General features: G+C 47.5%; 23 protein-coding genes. 1 reads left to right on the top strand and 22 read right to left on the bottom strand.

Features of this window, described 5'->3' with window-relative positions; all coding sequences use genetic code 11:
• Window positions 1-106: 106 nt before the first annotated feature.
• The 21 genes from Ga0451573_RS12765 to Ga0451573_RS12665 all read right to left on the bottom strand — a co-directional run bounded on the left by Ga0451573_RS12765 (window position 107) and on the right by Ga0451573_RS12665 (window position 18,547).
• A complete protein-coding gene (locus tag Ga0451573_RS12765; protein ID WP_231684513.1) occupies window positions 107-1,882 on the bottom strand; it encodes an Ig-like domain-containing protein in 1,776 nt (591 codons plus the stop codon).
• 191 nt (window positions 1,883-2,073) lie between these two features.
• A complete protein-coding gene (locus Ga0451573_RS12760) occupies window positions 2,074-3,042 on the bottom strand; it encodes a Kae1-like domain-containing protein (protein WP_231684512.1) in 969 nt (322 codons plus the stop codon).
• A 51-nt stretch (window positions 3,043-3,093) separates the two neighbouring features.
• On the bottom strand, window positions 3,094-3,525 hold the full coding sequence (gene nusB / locus Ga0451573_RS12755; protein ID WP_231684511.1) for a transcription antitermination factor NusB: 432 nt from the start codon (window positions 3,523-3,525) through the stop codon (window positions 3,094-3,096).
• 42 nt (window positions 3,526-3,567) lie between these two features.
• Window positions 3,568-3,783: a DUF2273 domain-containing protein gene (locus Ga0451573_RS12750; RefSeq protein ID WP_231684510.1), complete on the bottom strand. Its 216-nt coding sequence runs from the start codon at window positions 3,781-3,783 to the stop codon at window positions 3,568-3,570.
• 15 nt (window positions 3,784-3,798) lie between these two features.
• A complete protein-coding gene (gene amaP / locus Ga0451573_RS12745) occupies window positions 3,799-4,350 on the bottom strand; it encodes an alkaline shock response membrane anchor protein AmaP (protein WP_231684509.1) in 552 nt (183 codons plus the stop codon).
• A gap of 60 nt (window positions 4,351-4,410) precedes the next feature.
• Window positions 4,411-4,812 (bottom strand): Asp23/Gls24 family envelope stress response protein, encoded by a 402-nt coding sequence (locus tag Ga0451573_RS12740; protein WP_231684508.1) that lies wholly within the window; start codon window positions 4,810-4,812, stop codon window positions 4,411-4,413.
• Between the two features lie 76 nt (window positions 4,813-4,888).
• Complete coding sequence (gene accC, locus Ga0451573_RS12735; RefSeq protein WP_231684507.1) at window positions 4,889-6,232, bottom strand: acetyl-CoA carboxylase biotin carboxylase subunit; 1,344 nt, start codon at window positions 6,230-6,232, stop codon at window positions 4,889-4,891.
• Between the two features lie 73 nt (window positions 6,233-6,305).
• Window positions 6,306-8,252 carry an acetyl-CoA carboxylase biotin carboxyl carrier protein gene (accB, locus tag Ga0451573_RS12730; protein WP_231684506.1) on the bottom strand — a complete coding sequence of 649 codons (1,947 nt, stop codon included), beginning with the start codon at window positions 8,250-8,252 and terminating at the stop codon, window positions 6,306-6,308.
• Window positions 8,253-8,481: 229 nt separating this feature from the next.
• Window positions 8,482-9,075, bottom strand: a complete 594-nt coding sequence (locus Ga0451573_RS12725; protein WP_231684600.1) for a SpoIIIAH-like family protein — start codon at window positions 9,073-9,075, stop codon at window positions 8,482-8,484.
• Between the two features lie 10 nt (window positions 9,076-9,085).
• Window positions 9,086-9,766, bottom strand: coding sequence for a SpoIIIAG-related protein (locus tag Ga0451573_RS12720; protein WP_231684505.1), 681 nt, complete (start codon window positions 9,764-9,766; stop codon window positions 9,086-9,088).
• Complete coding sequence (locus tag Ga0451573_RS12715) at window positions 9,763-10,515, bottom strand: stage III sporulation protein AF (protein WP_231684504.1); 753 nt, start codon at window positions 10,513-10,515, stop codon at window positions 9,763-9,765. Before Ga0451573_RS12715 ends, Ga0451573_RS12720 begins: the two co-directional genes overlap by 4 nt.
• Window positions 10,516-10,754: 239 nt before the next feature.
• Window positions 10,755-12,020, bottom strand: coding sequence for a stage III sporulation protein AE (gene spoIIIAE / locus Ga0451573_RS12710; protein ID WP_231684503.1), 1,266 nt, complete (start codon window positions 12,018-12,020; stop codon window positions 10,755-10,757).
• A 37-nt stretch (window positions 12,021-12,057) separates the two neighbouring features.
• Window positions 12,058-12,444: a stage III sporulation protein AD gene (gene spoIIIAD / locus Ga0451573_RS12705; protein ID WP_231684502.1), complete on the bottom strand. Its 387-nt coding sequence runs from the start codon at window positions 12,442-12,444 to the stop codon at window positions 12,058-12,060.
• 14 nt (window positions 12,445-12,458) lie between these two features.
• Entirely contained in the window at window positions 12,459-12,656 is a 198-nt protein-coding gene (gene spoIIIAC, locus Ga0451573_RS12700; protein ID WP_231684501.1) for a stage III sporulation protein AC, read from the bottom strand.
• A gap of 31 nt (window positions 12,657-12,687) precedes the next feature.
• The gene (gene spoIIIAB / locus Ga0451573_RS12695; RefSeq protein WP_231684500.1) at window positions 12,688-13,206 is read right to left on the bottom strand and encodes a stage III sporulation protein SpoIIIAB; all 519 of its coding nucleotides are present in this window, start codon (window positions 13,204-13,206) and stop codon (window positions 12,688-12,690) included.
• Between the two features lie 43 nt (window positions 13,207-13,249).
• Complete coding sequence (spoIIIAA, locus tag Ga0451573_RS12690; protein WP_331459420.1) at window positions 13,250-14,272, bottom strand: stage III sporulation protein AA; 1,023 nt, start codon at window positions 14,270-14,272, stop codon at window positions 13,250-13,252.
• A gap of 165 nt (window positions 14,273-14,437) precedes the next feature.
• On the bottom strand, window positions 14,438-14,902 hold the full coding sequence (locus tag Ga0451573_RS12685; RefSeq protein ID WP_231684499.1) for a CD1247 N-terminal domain-containing protein: 465 nt from the start codon (window positions 14,900-14,902) through the stop codon (window positions 14,438-14,440).
• A gap of 73 nt (window positions 14,903-14,975) precedes the next feature.
• Window positions 14,976-15,533: an elongation factor P gene (gene efp / locus Ga0451573_RS12680; RefSeq protein WP_231684498.1), complete on the bottom strand. Its 558-nt coding sequence runs from the start codon at window positions 15,531-15,533 to the stop codon at window positions 14,976-14,978.
• Between the two features lie 76 nt (window positions 15,534-15,609).
• The gene (locus Ga0451573_RS12675) at window positions 15,610-16,677 is read right to left on the bottom strand and encodes a M24 family metallopeptidase (RefSeq protein ID WP_231684497.1); all 1,068 of its coding nucleotides are present in this window, start codon (window positions 16,675-16,677) and stop codon (window positions 15,610-15,612) included.
• The gene (gene aroQ, locus Ga0451573_RS12670; protein ID WP_492207355.1) at window positions 16,677-17,114 is read right to left on the bottom strand and encodes a type II 3-dehydroquinate dehydratase; all 438 of its coding nucleotides are present in this window, start codon (window positions 17,112-17,114) and stop codon (window positions 16,677-16,679) included. The genes Ga0451573_RS12675 and aroQ overlap by 1 nt, the downstream gene beginning before the upstream one ends.
• A gap of 89 nt (window positions 17,115-17,203) precedes the next feature.
• Entirely contained in the window at window positions 17,204-18,547 is a 1,344-nt protein-coding gene (locus Ga0451573_RS12665; protein WP_231684496.1) for a TldD/PmbA family protein, read from the bottom strand.
• A gap of 232 nt (window positions 18,548-18,779) precedes the next feature.
• On the opposite strand from Ga0451573_RS12665, the gene Ga0451573_RS12660 reads away from it, so the two are divergent.
• Window positions 18,780-19,082 carry a carboxymuconolactone decarboxylase family protein gene (locus tag Ga0451573_RS12660; protein ID WP_231684495.1) on the top strand — a complete coding sequence of 101 codons (303 nt, stop codon included), beginning with the start codon at window positions 18,780-18,782 and terminating at the stop codon, window positions 19,080-19,082.
• Between the two features lie 85 nt (window positions 19,083-19,167).
• Here the strand turns inward: Ga0451573_RS12660 and ltrA are convergent, their stop codons facing one another.
• Window positions 19,168-20,436 carry a group II intron reverse transcriptase/maturase gene (gene ltrA / locus Ga0451573_RS12655; protein WP_231684494.1) on the bottom strand — a complete coding sequence of 423 codons (1,269 nt, stop codon included), beginning with the start codon at window positions 20,434-20,436 and terminating at the stop codon, window positions 19,168-19,170.
• Window positions 20,437-20,551 lie beyond the last annotated feature (115 nt).

Here is a 20,551-nt window from a genome sequence, read left to right as displayed (position 1 = left end):
CTGCTGCATAGAAGCCCGGCTCACCAGATTACCCGGCTGCCTGATCCCTTATTAAAAGTATATCATAGGGCTTAAAATTTATGCAATTGGTTTTGAGAAAAAAGATCTATTTATACACCATTTCTATTTTATGGCCTATAAATTCATCTGCCGGATCATGGGTTTCTCCTGCATAGAAGTTGATAGTAACCATCCTGTTTTCCTTAGTATAAGTTACTGAGAAATTATCTGCAGTATTGATGTTTTCCCTTACACTGGTCCAACCGTTCTGACCCAGTTCCTGTTGATACCACAAGGCGACATCGTTCCCATCAACTGACTGCAGCCTGTCTGAAATGACTATTTTGGCACCGGCAGATGCATACTGGCTGTCAAACCAGAGCTCCCCTGCAAAGATCCGGGCATCCTGGGGAACGGTCCACTCAAATCCAGGGTACAAAGGTATATCTTCGGGAACCTTAGCTACCATATTAACATTATGCCCCTCATTGTGGCAGGAAAAACAATTTGTGCTGCCGGTGTCAATAGAATACTGCACAATTTCCGGTGCATTTTCACTGTGGCATACCTGACAGCCGTTCTGGCTGTGAAACTGGGATTCACTTAGTATCGAGCTCGAATGACACGTCTGGCAGGCTGCATCCAGCCCTCCCTCGTGTGCCGGATGGCCTCCCGACTCACCCAAATCGTGACATGCCGCACATGATGAATCGTCATTGGTGATAGCATCCTGAACCTTGGCTGCTTCATTGGTGTGACAGGTGTTACAGGTCAGGCTGTTACCGGAGCTGTCAGTCCTTCTGTAGTGTTCCCTGGTGAGGCTTTTAGCATGGCATTCCTCGCAACCGGCAGATGATGTCAAGTGACGGTCAGCCGTATCTGTAATGCTATGATACTGGGGGATACCTGTCTGCCAATTCTTATTATGGCATGCGGTACAGCTGTCGGTCGCCTGTACGGGATGATCCGGCGCCACATAAACCGGTAATCCGCTGCTGTGATAGATAGCCGGATAACCAGGTAATTGGAAATGACATTTATAACAATCATCAACCGGATAAACCGGCTTGCCGGCATTCAGATTAGTCCCGTGACAGCTGGCACAGTTGGTCATCAGGTGTTCTGACCGCGGGTGGCAGGATTGACATGTTTCATCATTCACACTAAAAGCCATTTCCTCATATGTATTTGTCTTAAAGGTCCATTGGGCCTGTACCGTACTCCCTAATTGACCGGAGACCTTCAGAGTCACCGTATGAACTGCTTCGTTGGCAATATCTGCGGACGGTGTAAAAGAAACCCTGCCGGTGGCAATATCGAATTCAGGGCTTACCTTTTTTCCGTCGAAAGTCATTTCCAGAGAGTCTGCATCAATTACCTCAATGTTTTTCACAATAGCTGAAATCTCGGGTTTTAAATTAGTCACGACAGCGCCCTCAACAGGGGTCTTTGAAGTTATCTGCGGCGGCGCCGCCACTGTTAAGGACCACGTGTGTTCAGTGAAATTCCCCTTAAGGTCTTTGGATCCCACATATATTGTATGGTCTCCCTGTGACAGGTTGGCCGGGTAATAAATATTTAGCGTTGTCAAATCGTCTTCCCATTCACTTAGCCAGCCATACTCTTTTATGGGTGAAACCGCGCTCCCGTCTACCTTCATAATGACTGAAGCATCACTCACCTTATCAGTGTCTTTGGCAGTAACAGATATAGTAACTTTTCCCGTACTTAACTGTGCCCCCTCTACAGGACTGATTTTCGCATATGAAGGGCCTGTGGTATCAGCAAATGCGGGACCTGTAAAGGTAACATTAATGAACAGAGATAACATGATAACCGGAAACAGAACCCCCCTTAAAAACAGCGGCTGCAATGTTCTCATCTTTTTCGCCCCTTTATAGCTTATTAGTAGGTCCGGATAGCTGATAACTTACTTTTCACCCCCAAATCCAATTACCATATAACTGTATAAAAGTACATTCGACAAATTTCGACATTTATGCCAGGTATTCCTGCCTAATATAAAACTTTTCTTAAAATAAAAAGCACATGCAGCCGCATGCGCGTAAGAACCTACCATTTATTTGTAAATCTGCTCATTCCGAGGAGGGCCGTCCCGACTGCATTATCCCCGCTGAGTTCCCGTGAAGCGAAATAAACCCTGGCTCCCACTGTGCCGTGCTGTAAACGCTCACCCAGCCTTTCCCGGATAAAGCGGTTTGCCGCAACTCCGCCCACTATCAATACTTCCCTGATACCGGTCTCCATTACGGCCTTCCTGATTACCTTTTCCAGGGTGTTAGCTACACATTTTTCAACCGCCCTGGCAATTTCAGCCGGTGGTATACCACGCCCAACCAGGCGCAGCGCCGCAGCTTCCGGTCCCGAAAAGCTGATATCGCAGCCCTTTACGGAAGAAGGAACCGTTATCTCCCCCTGAGCCTTGGCAGCCAGCTGTTCCAAATGCGGTCCTGCCGGAAAGGGAAGTCCCAAACGCACTCCAACCCGGTCAATAAACTGCCCGGCGTGGAGGTCCCTGGTTTCGCCGATAATAGTAATTGCAAAATTTGGTTCATCAGGGCGGACGCCTTTTTTGACCCGCAGCAGTTCGGTAGTCCCGCCGGAAAGGTGTATGGCAAGAAACTCACCGGTTCGCGGACCGCCAGCCGACATAATACCTGCTGCCAGATGCCCTTCCTGGTGCGAGACATCCGCAAAAGGTATGTTCAGCATTGCCGCAATTGAATTTCCATAACTTTCGGCAACCCTGAATACCGGCATATAAGAACTCTTTACCGGCCTGGGGCGGACACTTGCCGCAATTCCGGCAAAACTCTCTCCGGATGTATTTATGGCAATGTGCTCAAAAAGCAAGGGCAGATTATTGATGTGCTGGAATACCGCCTCACTCTGGGCAAGGCCTCTTGCGCCAATACGGACATCCAGTATTTTTCTGGCCTCAGAAAGTAAATTTCCCTCACCGTCGACAACAGCAAGGGAAGTCGTATAGCAACTCGTATCTATTCCCAGGAATTTTTCCATCCCATGCACCCCGCACCTATACTCACGTCTACAACCGGTCTCTACTCACCATTATAATCCTGAATTAGTTGTCACCCGGCGATAATCGTCAAGGTTCTTGACGACCCTGCCAAGAATTCCGTTAATGAACTTGCCTGATTCGGCAGTACTAAACGTCTTTCCCAGTTCGATGGCTTCATTGACAGCAACATTTGGCGGTATCTCGGAATAGCATATTTCATAGAGAGCCATCCTGAGAATACTGCGGTCCACCCCTGCCATACGCTCCATATCCCAATCCACAGCAATTTCATTAATAATCTGGTTTAGTGCATCCATATGTTCAAGAACACCGGAAATAGTGTCCCTGATAAACTGTACCTGCTTCTGGTCCAGTTTGTTCTCTGTGACAACAAAATCAAGGGCATTATCAAATTTAGTCTGCCCAATATCCATCTGGAAGAGTACCTGTAACGCCGCTTGGCGCGCTGCCCTTCTGCTCATGTGGCCCTCCGGAAATCTTTTGGTATATTTAGTGTATCCCTGTTATCGCTTAAATATCCTGTCAACAAAGGCACTCAGACCGTCTCCTTCATCAAGCTGCTTGCCAAATAGGTATCCCAGAATAATCAGGACAATAACGAAAAGGGTTGGCAGCACTCCATATTCAATAATCATCCATCCTAACAGCAGGCCAATAAATACGCCCAGCAGTTTCCCAAGATTGTTGGCAAGAAATTCCTGTAATGTTTGCCCTGACAAAACAACCACTCCTTTCTAGATCAGCCTCCGGGAGCCCTGGCTGTCGTCTGTGGCAGATACACTTTTTACCAGTATCTTAACGGCCTGAACCTTAATCCCGGCAATCTCCTCAATATATGCCGCTACCTTTTGCTGGATTTCGTCAGAAGTACCGGGAATGTTAGTCTCAGGCGCCATGGAAACATGCAAAAAGACACTTACCCCCTCAGGCAGGCAGGCAACCCGGGGTTTTACATCCCTGACACCCTTTATCTGTGCCGTAACCCTGCGCACCATGTTTTCCAGAGCATCAACAGAGACCCTGACCTGCCCCATCCCGGTTTCCTGGACCACTGCCTGAGCAGGACGTTTGGCGCTGGACAGCGCCAGGAAAAGGAACCTGACACTGACGATAAAATACACCATAGCTGTCACACCTAATACCAGGCGGTTATTCATGTGGAGCAATGCTACCCGTAACCAGTCCACAGGGGTTGTCCAACCTGCAGCAGCCAGTCCTGCCAAAAGCAGAATAAACATTATACCAAGTGCATATAACGACAACAGGACCCTGTCGAAAAACTTCAAACTGGCTCAACTCCCTTCATCTAAACCGTTTAAACCCCCTGAATAATCAGGGGGTCTGTTTTACTTTACCCTATGGTCTTCCTCCTTGGACTCAGGGGTCGTGAATACCACTCCCTGGATGTGGACGTTTACTTCAACGACATTGAGACCTGTCATACTCTCAATTGCTCTTTTAACACTTTCCTGAATCTGAATAGCTACATCAGGAATCCTGATTCCATATTCGACGATGATAAACATATCCACTGCAGCTTCTTTTTCTCCGACCTCCACCTTAACACCCTTTGACAGGTTTTTCCTGCCAAGGATTTCGGCTATTCCGCCTGCCAGGCCACCGCTCATTCCGGCAACTCCATTGACCTCGGTAGCTGCCAGTCCGGCGATAATGGCCACAACCTCATCAGCTATACGGATACTTCCAAGCTCAGTGTCATGGCGTTCTGCAAAGTCCTTTTTTTCCATCAGGTTACCTCCTTTGTCCGTGGTAACTGCTATTATATGAATATTATACCAGATACACAGTTATTTGCAACTTCGTCTAATCCTCGAGCCGTCTCTGAATAAAGTTTGTATAGAATTCACCGCGCTGGAAAAACGCATTCTCAAGGATACGAAGCTGAAAGGGTATAGTAGTCTTCACCCCGTCAATGACATATTCCTCCAGGGCTCTTTTCATTCTAACGATAGCCTCATCCCTGTCCCTGCCCCAAACTACCAGTTTGGCAATCATAGAATCATAATAAGGCGGGATATGGTAACCGGTATAAGCGGCGCTGTCAACCCTGACTCCTGTACCCCCGGGCACCAGGTATTCTGTAATCTGCCCCGGTGAAGGCATAAAATTCCTGTGGGGGTCTTCGGCATTTATGCGACACTCAATAGCCCATCCATTAATCCTGATATCTGCCTGAGTATACCCCAGCTTTTCGCCGGCTGCAATCCTTATCTGTTCTTTTATCAGGTCTATTCCCGTTACCAGTTCGGTTACCGGGTGTTCAACCTGTATCCGGGTATTCATTTCAATAAAATAAAAGTTGTTGTGTTTATCGAGGAGAAATTCCACAGTACCGGCATTTGAATAATTAACAGCCTTGGCAGCCCGCACAGCAAGCTCCCCCATCTTCTCCCGGAGTTCCGGCGTTATCGCCGACGATGGCGCCTCTTCCAGCAGCTTCTGGTTGCGTCTCTGGATGGAGCAGTCCCGTTCGCCAAGATAGACAGTATTTCCGTAGTTGTCCGCAAGAATCTGGAACTCTATGTGTCTGGGTTCCTCAACATATTTCTCAATATATACTTCAGCATTGCCGAATGCGGCCTGAGCCTCAGACTGGGCTGTCTGAATGGCCTGGACAAGGTCATTTTTTGATTGGGCGACCCGCATTCCTTTACCGCCGCCGCCTGCAGATGCCTTAATCATGACCGGATAGCCTATTTTCTTGGCTATTTTAACCGCCTCACCCATGTCTGAAATTATTCCTTCAGTGCCGGGTACAACAGGAATACCCGCTTTAATCATGGTTTCCCTGGCCACTGCCTTGGCGCCCATGTTTTCCAGGGCCTCCGGTCCTGGTCCGATAAACCTGATCCCACTTTGTTCACAAATCTCAGCAAAATCTGCATTCTCTGCCAGGAAACCATAACCTGGGTGTATCGCATCCGCCCCTGAAACCTGAGCAGCGCTGATAATATTGGCCTTATTCAAATAACTGGATACCGACTGGGCCGGACCAATACAGTATGCCTCATCGGCAAACCTGACATGGAGCGAATCCCGGTCAGCCTGGGAATAAACAGCCACGGTAGCGATGTCCATTTCCCTGCAGGCCCTGATGATTCGCAAAGCTATTTCCCCTCTGTTTGCTATAAGAATTTTATTAAACATCTTACACCTCCGTTATCGGGTACGTTATCGGGTATGTTTTTGGGAACATTGCTGAACTGACATATCCTGCCCCTTAAACCTTTTCTATAAGGAACAGTGTCTGTCCGTACTCGACGGGATGGTTATTATCCACGAGAATCTCAACAATACGGCCGGAAATTTCGGCCTCAATCTCATTCATCAGCTTCATGGCCTCAATGATACATACCGTTTGCCCTTCAGTCACCATCTGTCCTACTTCTACAAAAGGAGCAGCCTCAGGAGCCGGGGAGCGGTAGAAAGTCCCTACCATTGGCGCTACAACCGGAATCAGATTCTCCCTATCAGCACCCTTTCCCCCTACAGGAGCTCCGGCAGCTTCAACTGCCACAGCTCTGCCATTATTAGCAGCGGCTTCAGGAGAGGCGCTGAAGCCTGTTCCCGGCGCAGTTCCGGATTTTCTGATGGCAACTTTAACTCCGGCGCTTTCCAGTTGGAGTTCACAGATGTCTGTTTCATCCAGCATTTTAATAAGTTCCTTGATTTCTGATAAGTTCATGGTTTTTCCCTCCTTAGTCACTAAACCGTCTGAGTCATTGTTTACCTGTACACTGCTTTCCGGAAGACCGGCCTCCACATCCCTGGGCGTTTCTACAGCGGGAAGTGCAACAGCCGCGTCTTCGGTATCCAGGCCCCTGTTCAGCCGCCACTCAAAGAACTTCCTGGCAACCGGGGGATACATCGCATATGACAGCACATCCTCTTCAGACTCTGCCAAATCCTGTATTTCCTTTTTCATTTTATCCATTATCGGCGCTAACAAGTCAGCAGGCCGGCCTTTTATCAGCTTTACATTACTGTCTCCCAGGATTTGTTGGATAATTTCCTCTTTTATGGGAGCAGGCGGTTTGCCGTACTGTCCCTGAACATAAGCACGCACTTCACCGGGGACCAGCTTATAACGCTTACCTGTAAGTACATTGAGCACAGCCTGGGTTCCGACTATCTGACTGGTTGGGGTAACCAGAGGCGGATATCCCATATCCTCCCTGACCGACGGTATCTCTGCCAGTACTTCATGAATCCGGTGCAGGGCCTTTTGTTCCTCAAGCTGGGATACCAGGTTGGAGATCATGCCGCCGGGTACCTGGTGCTCAAATACCCTCATATCGGTAAGTCTGGTAACTCCACGTTCATAACCGTGCTTCTTCCTGAGGTCCTCAAAATACTTGGATACCTCAAACAGGGTATGGATATCCAGCCTGGTATCATGTGGCGACTCCTGCAAAATCCTGACAACAGTTTCCACAGGCGGCTGGGATGCTCCGAAGGCCAGTGGCAGCGCCGCAGTATCAACTACATCAACACCGGCATCTGCTGCCTTCAGGTAAGCCCCTACAGCGAGGCCGCCGATGTAGTGGCTGTGCAGCTGCAAAGGCAGATTCAGGTGTTTCTTGATGGTTTTGACCAGGTCATAGGCTACATGTGGCGACAACAGTCCTGCCATATCCTTGATACAAATGGAATCCGCGCCCATTTCGGCGAGCTTTTGCGCTGTTTCCAGATAGTGATCCGGGGTATGTACCGGGCTGATGGTATAGACAACTGCTGCCTGAACATGGGCTCCCGCCTTTTTCGACATTTTAATAGGTACTTCCAGATTTCGGATATCATTAAGGGCATCAAAAATACGAATTATATCAATCCCGTTCTGTACCGCCTTATCTACAAAAGCCTCAACCATATCATCAGGATAGTGTTTTAACCCCACCAGAGACTGGCCGCGCAGCAGCATCTGCAGGGGGGTATTTTTCACCGCTTTTTTTAACTGCCGCAATCTCTCCCAGGGGTCTTCATTTAGAAATCGCAGGCAGACATCGAAGGTAGCTCCTCCCCAAACCTCCAGTGAGTGGTAACCCACCTGGTCCAGCTTTTCACATATCGGCAGCATATCTTCAGTTCTCATCCGGGTAGCCCACAGGCTTTGATGTGCATCTCTTAAAGTGGTATCGGTTATTTCTACCTTATTGGGTTTTACCATAATTAATCCCCTCCATCGTTTGTCCTAATTGTCACAAATCCTGCCTCTCATAAACAATATAAAATCCCATCATAAACAACATAAAACTCAGGTTGTGTTTTTACAACCTGAGAATATAGATTTTGATGTTAAAGCCTGCTTTTTATAATTATATGCGGTGCAATACCATATTTCAATATGTTTTACACAAGTATACAATATTACGAGTGTTACAAAACCGTACGATTGTTTACAATTTTGCAAAAACTGCAATGTTATCGGCATTAATGCCGGTAACCCGTGCAGTGATGGCTGTCAGCTTCTCCCTGTCAGGCTGTGTAAGTACGGGTGACTGTATTATTATTGTAACCGATTTTTCCTCAACAAAAACTACGGCATCCTTAAAATCTTCCGCCCGAATCAGATTCTCCAGCTTCATTTCCGTGTCAATGGCTTGTGAAATGGCCAACAACCTCGTCTGGGCCTCATTCCTGATATCATCTGAAGAATTACTGTTATTTACAATCTCCCGCAGCAAATCTATCTGCTGGCTTCTGGTCCGGTCACGTTCCAGCCTGTATTCAACGAAAAAAGCCCCATTTTCAGCACCTTCAGCACAGTTGCTGCCGGCTGCGCTTTCAGGTGCATCCCCGGTGACAGCGCCTGGGTTTCTGATATCCCCGGTATCAATGTCCGCTATTCCAGCATCTGCGGTCCCGGTATCCATGGTTCCGGTGTCACCGCTTGTTGGAATCCCGCTAAGCTGAAACAGCCCTGCTGCTATAAAGAATACCCCTAATATCAAAAGTGCGGTCCATAAGCCTTTTTTCTTTATAAATAACATACTCACCTGATCACCTGCTTTCCATTGGTAGGACCATTACCTTGTACAAAGGGACATCCAGGTAAACCTGTACTGCCATCATCAGGCTAGCCTTTATCTCCGGGTTTCCGGCTCCTTCCGAGACCACGATTACCCCTTTAACCTCAGGTTTGAGCTCCTTCACAACCACCGGCATCTCGCGGCTGCCCTGGGTTTCCCTGACCAAAACAATCTGGCCGTCTTCATTTATCTCCGTTATCGTGCGGTTTGCCCCCTTCTGGTCACGTTCCAGGGTGTCTTTTTTATTTGTAGTCGTATTCACAGCATAGTCCTTTTCAGTTGTGGAGGCCAGGTTTACGGTGACCCTGGTTTCACCGGCACCGCTGATCCGGACCAATGCTTGTTCCAGCCGCTGAGCCAGGAGATTTTCCAGGTCGGTAATCCCCGCTGAAAGACCTTCTGTCTGCTTGCTGCTTTCATCCAGGCTGACATCGCCATTTTGGCCTGACATAATCCCCGGGGCTGACTGCTTATTTGAAGTCTCATCCGGGTCATTATTCCCGCTGCCAAAGGTATTTGCCAGCACTATCAGCAGGACTCCTGCAGCTGCCGCAAGCATCAGCGTATTCATCCTCCTGGCCGCAGGATTTTTTTCTCCGGCTTCATTATCACTCCCCAGTAATTTCCGGAAAAATTCCATTATCTTACTCATGGTGACACCTCCTGATTTCTAATTTCAATTTGCTCCGGTGACAGACCATAAAAATCAGCAACCATTTCCCTTAATCCCCTGTCAGTGCCGGGTTTCTCCGAATTCTCCGGGTCTGCAGAATTCTCTGTTTCGCTCTGAGCCACCTCAATATTCACCTCAACTTCATCTACTCCGACCTGCCCCTGTATATCAATCTGTCCCTGGTTTTTTCCGCTGTCCTTTTCCTGGCTGCTTCCGGTGTCCTTTTCCCGCTTGCTTCCGCTGTCTTTTGACCTGCCGGTCACGGCATCTTCTCCCGCACTGTTTACTGTTGCCGAATCATCAATCCAGAGTACTATTTTATTTATTTTCCCGAAGTCAGGCGCTGCCGTGTCTGCCACCATATCAACCTGCACATCTGTCACATTGTTATTCTGATAGAGTCCTGACAAGGACCTCACCTGCTTTTCCAGCTTCTCTTTATAATCACCGGCAACCCTATTGTCCCTGGCTCGCGCAATATCCCTGCCCTGGTTTATCAGGGCCTCGGTATCCCCGGTGATCCCTTCCGGGGCAGCACTGAGGACCTCAAAGTCAAAACCGGTATTAAATATGGCCAGAATCGGATTTAAAACAGCAATTATAATAAACAACCCTATAATCAGATTGATATATCTCTTAATATCACTTCTGGGTAAAACGATTTCCAGGAAAGCAGTCATCAATATAATAATCAGGATGCTTTTGACCATTAACCGCAGTGTTTCCATGAAAAGTTTCCTCCTGGAAATGATTTAATTCTTTGGGTATTACTTTTTCTTTCATTTTCGAGGCATCAGATCTCAGATTTTTTCTACGGCTGCCTCCGGAAATGACCATGAAATATGGTGAGGTGTTGTACAAGATTTTCCTGGCACTGCCGCCGTTATGAGTCTAGCTGCAAAGCTCCGGCAACAAGGCAGGGAGTCCCCGCATGTCCAAAGATGGCGAAGGCCGCCGGGGAATGAGCCTACCTTAGCATCAGGCTGAAATCCCCTGCCCCAACCACTATGGCAATTACAAAAAAGAACATAATCCCAACCGCGGTCACTGAAGCAAATACTATTGTCAGGCTGTTCCCCATGATGTTCAGGGAATCGGCAATCAGCGTATCTCCTATCGGCTGAATCAGAGCAGCTGCAATTTTATAAATAAGCATCAACGCTAATATTTTCAATACCGGAAAGGCGCAAATAAAAAAAACGGCCAGAATTCCCACCAGTCCCACAGCATTTTTCAGCAGCAGTGATGTCCCCACAACAGCTTCCAGGGCATCGGAGAATAGCTTACCCACTACAGGGACAAATACCCCAATACCAAATTTGGCCGTCCTCATAGCAACACCGTCAGCAACCGAACCGGCGATGCCCTGAACCATCATGAAACCGAGGAATACCGTGAAGAACAGCCCCAACAGCCCCATACTCCAGTTTTTCAGCAGGTCTGCCAGTTTGGAGACATCGACCCTGGTAGTAATTTTATTGGCAAGTCCCAGGATTACCGAAAAAAATATCAGTGGGAAAATTACATTTTTGATCAGGGTGCTGATAGTACTCAGCACCATCAGTGTCAGAGGGTGAAAGAGTGATGCCGTGGTGATATTGCCCATTGCCGTAAGCAGTGTTATCAATACCGGAAGCATTGCATGCATAAATGAAACCATATCTTCTATAGCCTGCCGACCCGTCTGCATAGCTATGGTAAATGAACCCAGCGCCAGGGACAGGAGGGCCAGAAAACACACAGACCAGGCCAGCTTCCCTACAGTTCCCTTTTCAAAGGCTGACTGGACATTCTGCAGGATAGCACAAAGCACGGCAAGTATCAGCAGCTGCCCCATCAATCTCGAATTTGCCACCATTTCTTTAAAAAGGTATTTTAACAGTCCCGAAAAGATGTCTCCCAAACTAACACCCAGTTCCCCATGTGCCAGCTTTGCCAGCATCTCCTTGAGGTCTAGCTGGGGCATATAAGTATTCATGTCCCGGTTCAGTTCAGTAAGGTGTTTCTCAATTGTTTCCATGTCAAGTCCCGTCATTTGTTCCTTCAGTTCGGCTGCTGAACTTGCTGCAGCGGTGTCACCATTTACTTCAACTGTATCACCGGGTGAGGCATTTTCATCCTGCGCCGCCAATGCCGCCGGCATGCCAATAAATGAAATGCCAATCCACAGGAGAACAGACAGGCTTAATATGATCAGTGGTATAAATCCCCGGAAAGCGGATTTATTAATCAATTTGTCCAACTCCCTAAAACTCTTTTATGAAAAATCACTAAGGTATCAATTTCAGCAGTGAATCAAATACAGCCACAATAACCGGAATTGCCAGTACAATCACAATTACCTTGGCCGCAAACTCTATCTTTGAGGCTACCGCCCCTTCTCCGGCATCCCTGCAGATCTGAGCCCCGAATTCGGCTATATAGGCTACCCCGATTATTTTCATGATTGTCCCCATATACAGCACACTGACATTTGATTTCTGGGCCAGATCCTTCATCAGAGTCACCACTGAATTAATTTTCCCCAGCATCATGGAGAAGATAACTACTCCGGTGATAACACTTAACTGAATGGCCAGTTCAGGCCGCTGTTGTTTTATAATAACTATGAGGATGGTTACTACAATACCCAAGCCGACAATTTGAATGATTTCCAAGAGAGCTTCACCTCTTAATAAATTTGAAAAACGGAGCGCACTGTCTCAAACAACCCGGCAATCTTGGGAATAATCATAGCCAGGACAACAACGATGCCCAGTAAAAGAGTGGAAAAGGCGAATTCATCCCTGCCCGCCTGCTTCAATACAGTATATATAACTGTTATTACAATACTGATTCCGGCTAATTGAAAAATCAGGTCGGTATCCATTTACAGACCCCCCTCAATAATGTGTTTCTCTTTAATATAGAATCATGACTAGAAGTAAACCACCCAGAAAACCCAGATATCTATACACAGTGGCATTTTTCCTGGCGGCAGCTTCGGCTTCGGCAGCCGCCAGTTTTAGCTGACTGAGGGCTACTTTGAGGTGTTTGGCCTGGTCTTCCCTGTCCGAGGCCCCCAGCGAGACACCAAATCTCCTCAGAATGTGCAGGTCCTTCTTGGCCAAAGCCGTTTTCACAGAATATCTGGCAATTGCCCTGTCCCATGCTTCCCCTGCAGTTAGACCTTCCATCCTGCGCAGCTCTGCTGCAGTGCAGCTGAAGAAACCGCTGACCTCGGGACTGCAGTTGGCAGCAACCTGTTCCATGGCTTCCGGAAGAGGGGTGGCCCCGTATAAAATCTCTGTTTCCAGAAGCTGCAGCCCCTGCCCCAGATATATCAACTGCTGTGGGCGCTTCTCATATACCCCCGCCCACGTAAATCCCATCGTGGCACAAGCGCCAAGGGTTACACACGCGCCAATTATTTTTATCATCAGGCCTCACCTCAATCTGCTTAAAGGGAACTCATGAACCCCATCATAAAAGGGATTTCTCAGTCTTACAGTCTATGATATCTTCTATTGTGCCGACACCCCTGGACCGCCCCAGGATAATCAGCCTTTCAAAAATCCCCTGTTCCATGATGTACCTGAGTACCGGCCTCTGGGATATTTCCTCCCGCCCGGACCCGTGGGCAGTGGTTAATACTTTAATCCCCGCATTCAGCGCCTCTTCAAGAGCGGCGGCATCTTCCTGCCTGCCGATTTCATCAGCTGCAATAATCCGGGGTCCCATGGCCCTAATGAGCATCATCATTCCTTCCGCCTTGGGGCAGCCGTCAAGCACATCTGTTCTGAGCCCAACATCCTTTTGCGGAATCCCATGATAACACCCGGCGATTTCAGACCGCTCATCAACCACTCCAATAGGACAGCCCCCAAATTCCAGTTTAGGTATCCCGGTACTCACCTGCCTGATAATATCCCTGAGCAGTGTGGTCTTCCCACACCGGGGCGGTGAGATAAGCAGGGTATGGCAGAACTCCCCGGAAACAGGGTCAATCAGGTATGGCAGGACCCTGTCTGCGGCCCCGGTCACTTCCCGGGCTACCCGGATATTTAATCCCGTAATATATTTAACAGTTTTAACTTTGCCGCGGTCAACAACTACCTTCCCTGATATACCCACCCGGTGGCCGCCCCTGATAGTGATAAAACCGTTTTTCAGTTCTTCTTCAAAAGCATATATTGAGGAACCGCTGATTAGCTGGACAGTCCTTTTCATGTCCTGATCAGTTACCGTATAGCCAAACTCCGGGACAGTGGTCACCTGTCCCAAGGGGGTTACCAAGGCATCCTCCCTGGTGATGCCGACAATCAGGGGTTTACCCTGGCGCAGGCGGATTTCCTCAATCTGGTTGAGGATATCCCCGGGCAATTCCACAATGATCTCCCTGATCTTGTTGGGCAGGACAGGAAGTATATCACGGGAAATCATGCATACCATCGTATCTCTGCCTTTTATACAGCTCTTGCTTTGAACAACAGTGCCGTCAGCCATACTTTGTCCCCCTTCCCTATATAGTTATGGTTGTGGTACAAGTTTTATGATTAAAAATGGGCGTAAAAAAACAGGGGGTACACCCCAAAGTTTTTGCAAAAACTTCGGGATATACCCCCTGGCATAATATCCTATAACGTTTCAAGCTTGGCAAAACCCTATCCTCTAAATATCCTCATCCACACTGCTGACCAGTGAAATTCCCCTGTCATCGGTTAAAGATAGCCCTCTATCGGCTCCCAATCCCTCAATGAGGTCCTGGTCATTAATAAATACCACCTCATCACAATTAGGGCAGGTAACCTCTATCAGATCCTCGTCATCAATGATATCTGCTTCAAAACAAACAGTCTCTTCACACCTGGGGCAGACCACTTCTACAATATCCTCATCGACCAGGTCTACTTCACCTAACAGGTCTCCCTCGAGGTCATAGAGGTCTTCATCAATACTCTCAACATAATCTTCCAAGTCCTCCTGGGCAATTTCAATATCTTCTATTTGTTCCGCCAAATCATCAAGAATCGAGATTATTCCTGACAGCACCTTACCTTCCTTGGATGACTCTTCTACATCCAAACCCCGGGACAGTCCCTGAAGGTAAGCAATTTTTTCCTTAGTGTTTTTCAAGAGATAAACCCCCTTCAAAAAGTCTTTTTGACTTCATTAGTATAACTTTTTTCAGGGGAATTTAAACAGAAATTTACACCCGCTTGATATAATTCCCGGTGCGGGTATCAATCAGCAGGACATCGCCAACCTCTACGAAGAAGGGAACCTGTACAACAGCGCCGGTTTCCACCGTTGCCGGCTTGGAACCGCCGGAAGCGGTATCCCCCTTTATACCCGGGTCAGTGGCAGTAACCTCAAGCTCCACCTGGTTGGGAAGGTCGATCCCGATAAGACTGCCTTGGTACATAAGGACACTCACATTGGTGTTTTCCTTCAGGTACTTAATGGCATCTCCGAGTTGTTCCCTGGTGATGCTGATCTGATCATAACTCTGGTTGTCCATAAAATTAAAGGCATCCCCGTCACTGTATAGGTACTGCATTTCCCTCCGGTCAAGATGAGCCCTGGCCATTTTCTCCCCGGCATTAAAGGTTCTTTCCACTACTGCTCCGGTTTTGACATTTTTCAGCTTGGAACGCACAAAAGCAGATCCCTTGCCCGGTTTAACATGCTGAAAATCCACTACGGCAAATACCTCTCCATCAATTTCAACAGTTACACCTGTTTTAAAATCATTGGTAGAAATCATGTCCTAATCCAGACCTCCTCAGTAATTTATATCTATTATTCCCAATAGACCTGCTGCCTGCGCAGCTGCAAAGCATTTATAGTGCGATAAGTTCCTTGGGTGACCTGGAAAGAACATCACAGCTACTGCCTGTCACCAGTACCAAATCCTCTATTCTGACCCCGCCCCAGTTGCTCAGGTAGATACCTGGTTCTACTGTCAGAGCCATTCCGGGCTGTAAAACAGTATCATCCCTGGGGGTAAAAGCGGGTTTTTCATGTATTTCCAAGCCCACACTGTGTCCCAATCCGTGCCCGAAATTAGCGCCATAGCCGTTTACGGCGATAAAGTCACGTGCCACCAGATCCACCTGTGAACACCTGATGTCCGGCTTAACAGCATCTATAGCGCGTTTTTGTGCGGTCAGGACTATATCATAAATCTTCTGCTGGTCAGCATCTGGCTCACCGAGGACAACAGTCCTGGTCATATCTGCATGATATCCGGCAAAAACTGCTCCGAAGTCAAGGATTATCAGTTCGCCTGCCGCCAATTCCTTGTCTGTGGCCACACCGTGGGGAAGCGCGGCCCGCGGTCCTGAAGCCACAATAGTCTCAAAAGCTGATTTCTCTGCGCCCTTTTTCTTCATATAATACTCAATTTCCAGGGCTATTTCCGACTCTTTGACACCTGGTTTGATAAAATCAAGTATATAGTCAAAGGCCATATCGGTAATGGAAGCAGCCTTCCGTAAGGCTGCAGTTTCACGGTCATCTTTTACCTGACGTATTTTTTCCACAGCCTGGATTAAAGAAACCCATTCCACATCAGGAGTTTTTTTGCTATAATCTGCATACTGGGCATACGTAAGGTCATCCCCTTCAAACCCGACTCTGCTCAGCCCAAGACTGATTACCTGATCCACCATGGCATCTTCAACCAGGGTCCGCGGCTTAATAATATGAAAACCCTCTGTTTCCAGCTGTGCCTGTTCCAAATACCTGAAATCAGTAATAAAGTAATTATCAGATAAAGTGAAAATTAGGACCGCACTTGTGCCGGTAAAACCGCTCAGATACTGCCAATTTTGCTGTTTGGTGATAACCAGTCCGTCTAGCCGGTTATCCTCAATTATTTTACGAACAGCTTCTATTCTTTGGTTCATTATACTACCTCTTCTGCCAGCGCCCTCAGGCCAAGAATATAACTTAGGGCTCCAAAACCCGAAACCTGGCCCAGGCAAACTGGGGCGATTACTGATTTACTTCTGAACTCTTCACGGGCATGGATGTTGGACAAATGCACCTCGACACACGGAATACCTACTGCAGCAACAGCGTCACGAATGGCATAGCTATAATGAGTAAGAGCTCCGGGGTTAATAAGAATACCGCCAATGCCCGAAATACACCTGTGAATTATGTCAACAATCTCGCCCTCATGATTGGACTGAAAAAAGTCTAATTCCAGTCCCAGTTCCTTGGCAAGCTCTGCCAGCTTACCATTAATATCCTCCAGGGTCTGTGAACCATAAATGTCCGGCTCTCTTTTCCCCAGCAGATTTAAGTTAGGACCGTTAATCACGAGTACTTTTGGCAACATTATCACTCCAGACTAATATCTTCCACTATGAAATTTTAACACAATTTTTCTGATTTGAATAGTATTTATTTGCTCCCGCTGATGCCTGCTTATGAACCGCTGATCATCATTTGGGAGACTCTGATGGTTGGCGACCCCTTGCCGCCAAAAAACGTCAGGTCAGAACCGACCTCCTCCACTTCATTAAGGAGGTCCAGAATGTTCCCGGCAATAGCTACACCCCTGACAGGCTTGGTAAACCTGCCGTTCTCAATCCAGATCCCGGAAGCGCCGACAGAAAAGTCACCCGAAATGGGATTAGCTGTATGCATGCCCATCACATCAGTAACATAAAGTCCGCTGGTAATATCCTTGATAAGGTCGTCAGGGTGTGTGGTCCCCGGTTCAATGTAAAAATTTGTAGTTCCCACCTCAGGAGTGCTTTTAAAAGAATTTCTGATACCATTGCCGGTTGACCATACCTTGTCTTTTGCGGCTGTATAAGTATTGTGCAGATATCCTTTGAGTTCTCCGTTTTGGATAAGGACAGTTTTCCCAGTCGGCACACCTTCCCCATCAAAAGGCGCCGAGGCAATTCCACCCGGCATTGCGCCATGGTCTGTAATAGTAACCTTATCTGAAGAAATCTTTTGGCCTACCTTGCCGGCAAACAGTGATTTTCCTTTTTGCACTGCCTCGGCCGACAGCGCCGGAGCAACAATTCCCAGAAAACTGGTCCCGATATGCGGATCAAAGACTATGACTGCCTTCTGAGTATTAATTGATTTGGCCCCCAGCTTCCTGACTGCCTTCCGGGCTGCTTCTTCCCCAATTTTTTCGGGGTCCAGGTCGTTAAACTTCAAGCCAATTTTCAGGGCAAAACCGGTTTGATTATCACCGTCTTCCTCAGCAACCAGGTCTGCGTAACAGCCGCAGTAGGCGCCCTGATAAGATGTCATAATCCCCAGGGAATTGGCCAGGATAACCTCATATTCGGCATCAAAATATGAAGACCTTTCGGTAATGGTAATACGGTTATCAAAACCGGCAGCAGATTTTTCAATCCTTCGAGCAATTTCTATTTTCTCATCAACCGAAACCTGCTGAATGCGGGGATCAAAGAGGTCCATTTCATTATACGACCCTCCGGGCGCAGGCATTATATTAAAATCATCAGGACTGGTCTTATCGGAATTGGCCAGCGCCTGCCGTACAATTTCATCAACAGCAGCGTTCCCCAAATCTGAGGTATAGGCGAAACCGATGCGCCCATCACGGAATACCCTAAGGCCAAGCCCGCGATCCTCGGCAAGTTTTAATGTCTCCACAGACCCCTCCCTGACGTCAATGCTAAGATCTTTTGATTTAATCAAAAAAGCTTCCGAGTGGCTGGCGCCCAACCCCTGGGCCTTGTCCACCACCTGCTTTGCCAATGCGGCAAAACTGCTTCCCATACAGAATCACTACTCCTTTCGTGCTCTCTAAAGTAGTATAATTCAATGGAAGTAAGAATATTCCTGCACCATAGGCTGTCGTAAATGACAGCACACCATATTCCACGGTCATTTACGACGGCTATTGAAGCAGAATATTCTTCTAAATTGTTTTTAATTAAAGGGGAATATTAGTACCATCGCGAATAATTATCACCAAACAAAATCTGTTTTTTGGAAAGGAGTGAGCATCATGGAATTACTGCCTTTTATTGCCGCCATTAAAGACCGGGACGAAAAGTTCTTTGAATTGATGAAGGGTCTGCAGGAGCTGGTATTTGCTGAAAGCTCCCTTGACATCAAGACAAAACTGATGATTTCCCTGGCGGTTGACGCCGCAGAAGGAGCTGACAGGGGAGTGGAATCAATTTCCAACACCCTGCGCGGAATGGGTGTCAGTGAAGAACAGATTGCCGAAGTACTCAGGATTACCTACTTTGCTAAAGCAAACTCAATATTGGCAACTTCAATGGCTGCAGGAAATCGAGTAAGGTAAAGCCGAAGTAATTTGCTTCGGCTTTATCCTTCTCCCAGAACCGTACGTACGGGCCACGTATACGGCTCCTGATAAATCTCAGTAACTACTGTCTGTAGTTATGCAAAATGCCGACCTTGTATTTTTCCAGATTTATTAGTCCGAGTTCATCAAACCATGCATTTGGTAGGGCCATGCTTATTAGCGGACTTGCTGAGTTTCTCCATGTTGTCACAGATATTTTCTCAAACGTGCCTTTGTAGCCCCTTCTTCGCAGTGCTTTATGCAAGGCCTTCCACGTTTTCCACTCCTTCATCTTTTTCATCCGCAGCCTTCGCCGTATCCATCCCATTAGCTTCCCAAAGTGCTTTTGGCAATTGGCCACCCTAAAGTAATTGGCCCATCCCCGAAGTATGGGATTTAGACGCCGCACCATTTCTGCTACATTCATTCCATGATTTCTAGGAGTCATTTCCCTGATGGTTTCTTTGATAGCTTTTAGTTTCTTGGGATTAATGCTCAGGTGCTTGGCGTAGATTACAAAGCCCAGGTAGGGAACTCCCTTTTGGTTGTTCGTGAGGTGCGTCTTTTCCTTGTTGACCACTAACTTAAGGTTTTCTTCCAGGAAACTTGTGGCTATCTGCTGGTACTGCTTAGCTTCTTCATATGTTCGAGCAAACAACAGAATATCATCCGCATAGCGCACTATGCGGATGTTCCTGCGCCTCATCTCCTGGTCAAACTCATCCAGGTAAATATTGGCAATTAGTGGGGAAATCCCGCCTCCCTGTGGACTCCCGAGACCTGTTTCTTCCCACGCTCCGTCTTTCATTACTCCCGCTGTCAAGAACTTCTTAACCAGCTTCAAGATACTCCCATCACTAACTTTTCGGTTGACTCCCTTTAGGATTAATTCATGGTCCAGCCGGTCAAAGCATTTGGACAGGTCCATATCCACTACGTGGCATAGCCCATATTTGTTTATGAACATTTCTGCCTTGGCTACTGCCTGGTGACAGGAGCGCCCAGGTCTGTATCCATAGCTTGATGGATGAAAGTCGGGTTCAAAGATTGGTTGTAGAATGTTTAGAAGGGCTTGCTGGACTACCCTATCTTTTACTGTGGGTATCCCTAGCGGGCGTTTACTTCCGTCCGCTTTCGGTATTTCCACCCTCAGCACTGGGTCTGGTTCATAAGTGCCGGTTTTCAGTTGGTGCTGAAGTCGGTTTAGTCCCTCTTGCAGATTTATTCCGTATGCTTCCACGGTCACCCCGTCTACTCCGGGAGCCCCATTGTTGGCTTTTACGGCTTTATATGCTTTTTCCAGGTTTTCCATCCGGTAAACCTTATCGATAAGACTATACCATTTCTTCATCACGTCGCCTCATTTCGCTATGCTTCCGTAGTTCTTTGCGATTTCGCGCCAGTTCCTTCTTGTGACTTTCCGGGCGTCTCTAGCTCTCTGGCAATCTTACCTTTCCAGCCACCTT

Source organism: Phosphitispora fastidiosa, from assembly GCF_019008365.1.
Lineage (GTDB): Bacteria > Bacillota > Thermincolia > Thermincolales > UBA2595 > Phosphitispora > Phosphitispora fastidiosa.
Note: the sequence above shows the minus strand (reverse complement) of the source record. Positions and strands in the feature narration are given on the sequence as shown.

Coding starts and splice junctions, on each gene's coding strand:
- Ga0451573_RS12675 (WP_231684497.1), bottom strand. CDS start 16,677: ATGAACCAAAGAATAGAAGCTGTTCGTAAAATAATTGAGGATAACCGG.
- Ga0451573_RS12765 (WP_231684513.1), bottom strand. CDS start 1,882: ATGAGAACATTGCAGCCGCTGTTTTTAAGGGGGGTTCTGTTTCCGGTT.
- Ga0451573_RS12740 (WP_231684508.1), bottom strand. CDS start 4,812: ATGGAAAAAAAGGACTTTGCAGAACGCCATGACACTGAGCTTGGAAGT.
- Ga0451573_RS12660 (WP_231684495.1), top strand. CDS start 18,780: ATGGAATTACTGCCTTTTATTGCCGCCATTAAAGACCGGGACGAAAAG.
- accB (WP_231684506.1), bottom strand. CDS start 8,252: ATGGTAAAACCCAATAAGGTAGAAATAACCGATACCACTTTAAGAGAT.
- Ga0451573_RS12725 (WP_231684600.1), bottom strand. CDS start 9,075: ATGTTATTTATAAAGAAAAAAGGCTTATGGACCGCACTTTTGATATTA.
- ltrA (WP_231684494.1), bottom strand. CDS start 20,436: ATGAAGAAATGGTATAGTCTTATCGATAAGGTTTACCGGATGGAAAAC.
- nusB (WP_231684511.1), bottom strand. CDS start 3,525: ATGAGCAGAAGGGCAGCGCGCCAAGCGGCGTTACAGGTACTCTTCCAG.
- Ga0451573_RS12715 (WP_231684504.1), bottom strand. CDS start 10,515: ATGGAAACACTGCGGTTAATGGTCAAAAGCATCCTGATTATTATATTG.
- aroQ (WP_492207355.1), bottom strand. CDS start 17,114: ATGTTGCCAAAAGTACTCGTGATTAACGGTCCTAACTTAAATCTGCTG.
- spoIIIAA (WP_331459420.1), bottom strand. CDS start 14,272: ATGGCTGACGGCACTGTTGTTCAAAGCAAGAGCTGTATAAAAGGCAGA.
- Ga0451573_RS12760 (WP_231684512.1), bottom strand. CDS start 3,042: ATGGAAAAATTCCTGGGAATAGATACGAGTTGCTATACGACTTCCCTT.
- spoIIIAC (WP_231684501.1), bottom strand. CDS start 12,656: ATGGATACCGACCTGATTTTTCAATTAGCCGGAATCAGTATTGTAATA.
- efp (WP_231684498.1), bottom strand. CDS start 15,533: ATGATTTCTACCAATGATTTTAAAACAGGTGTAACTGTTGAAATTGAT.
- Ga0451573_RS12720 (WP_231684505.1), bottom strand. CDS start 9,766: ATGAGTAAGATAATGGAATTTTTCCGGAAATTACTGGGGAGTGATAAT.
- Ga0451573_RS12665 (WP_231684496.1), bottom strand. CDS start 18,547: ATGGGAAGCAGTTTTGCCGCATTGGCAAAGCAGGTGGTGGACAAGGCC.
- spoIIIAB (WP_231684500.1), bottom strand. CDS start 13,206: ATGATAAAAATAATTGGCGCGTGTGTAACCCTTGGCGCTTGTGCCACG.
- accC (WP_231684507.1), bottom strand. CDS start 6,232: ATGTTTAATAAAATTCTTATAGCAAACAGAGGGGAAATAGCTTTGCGA.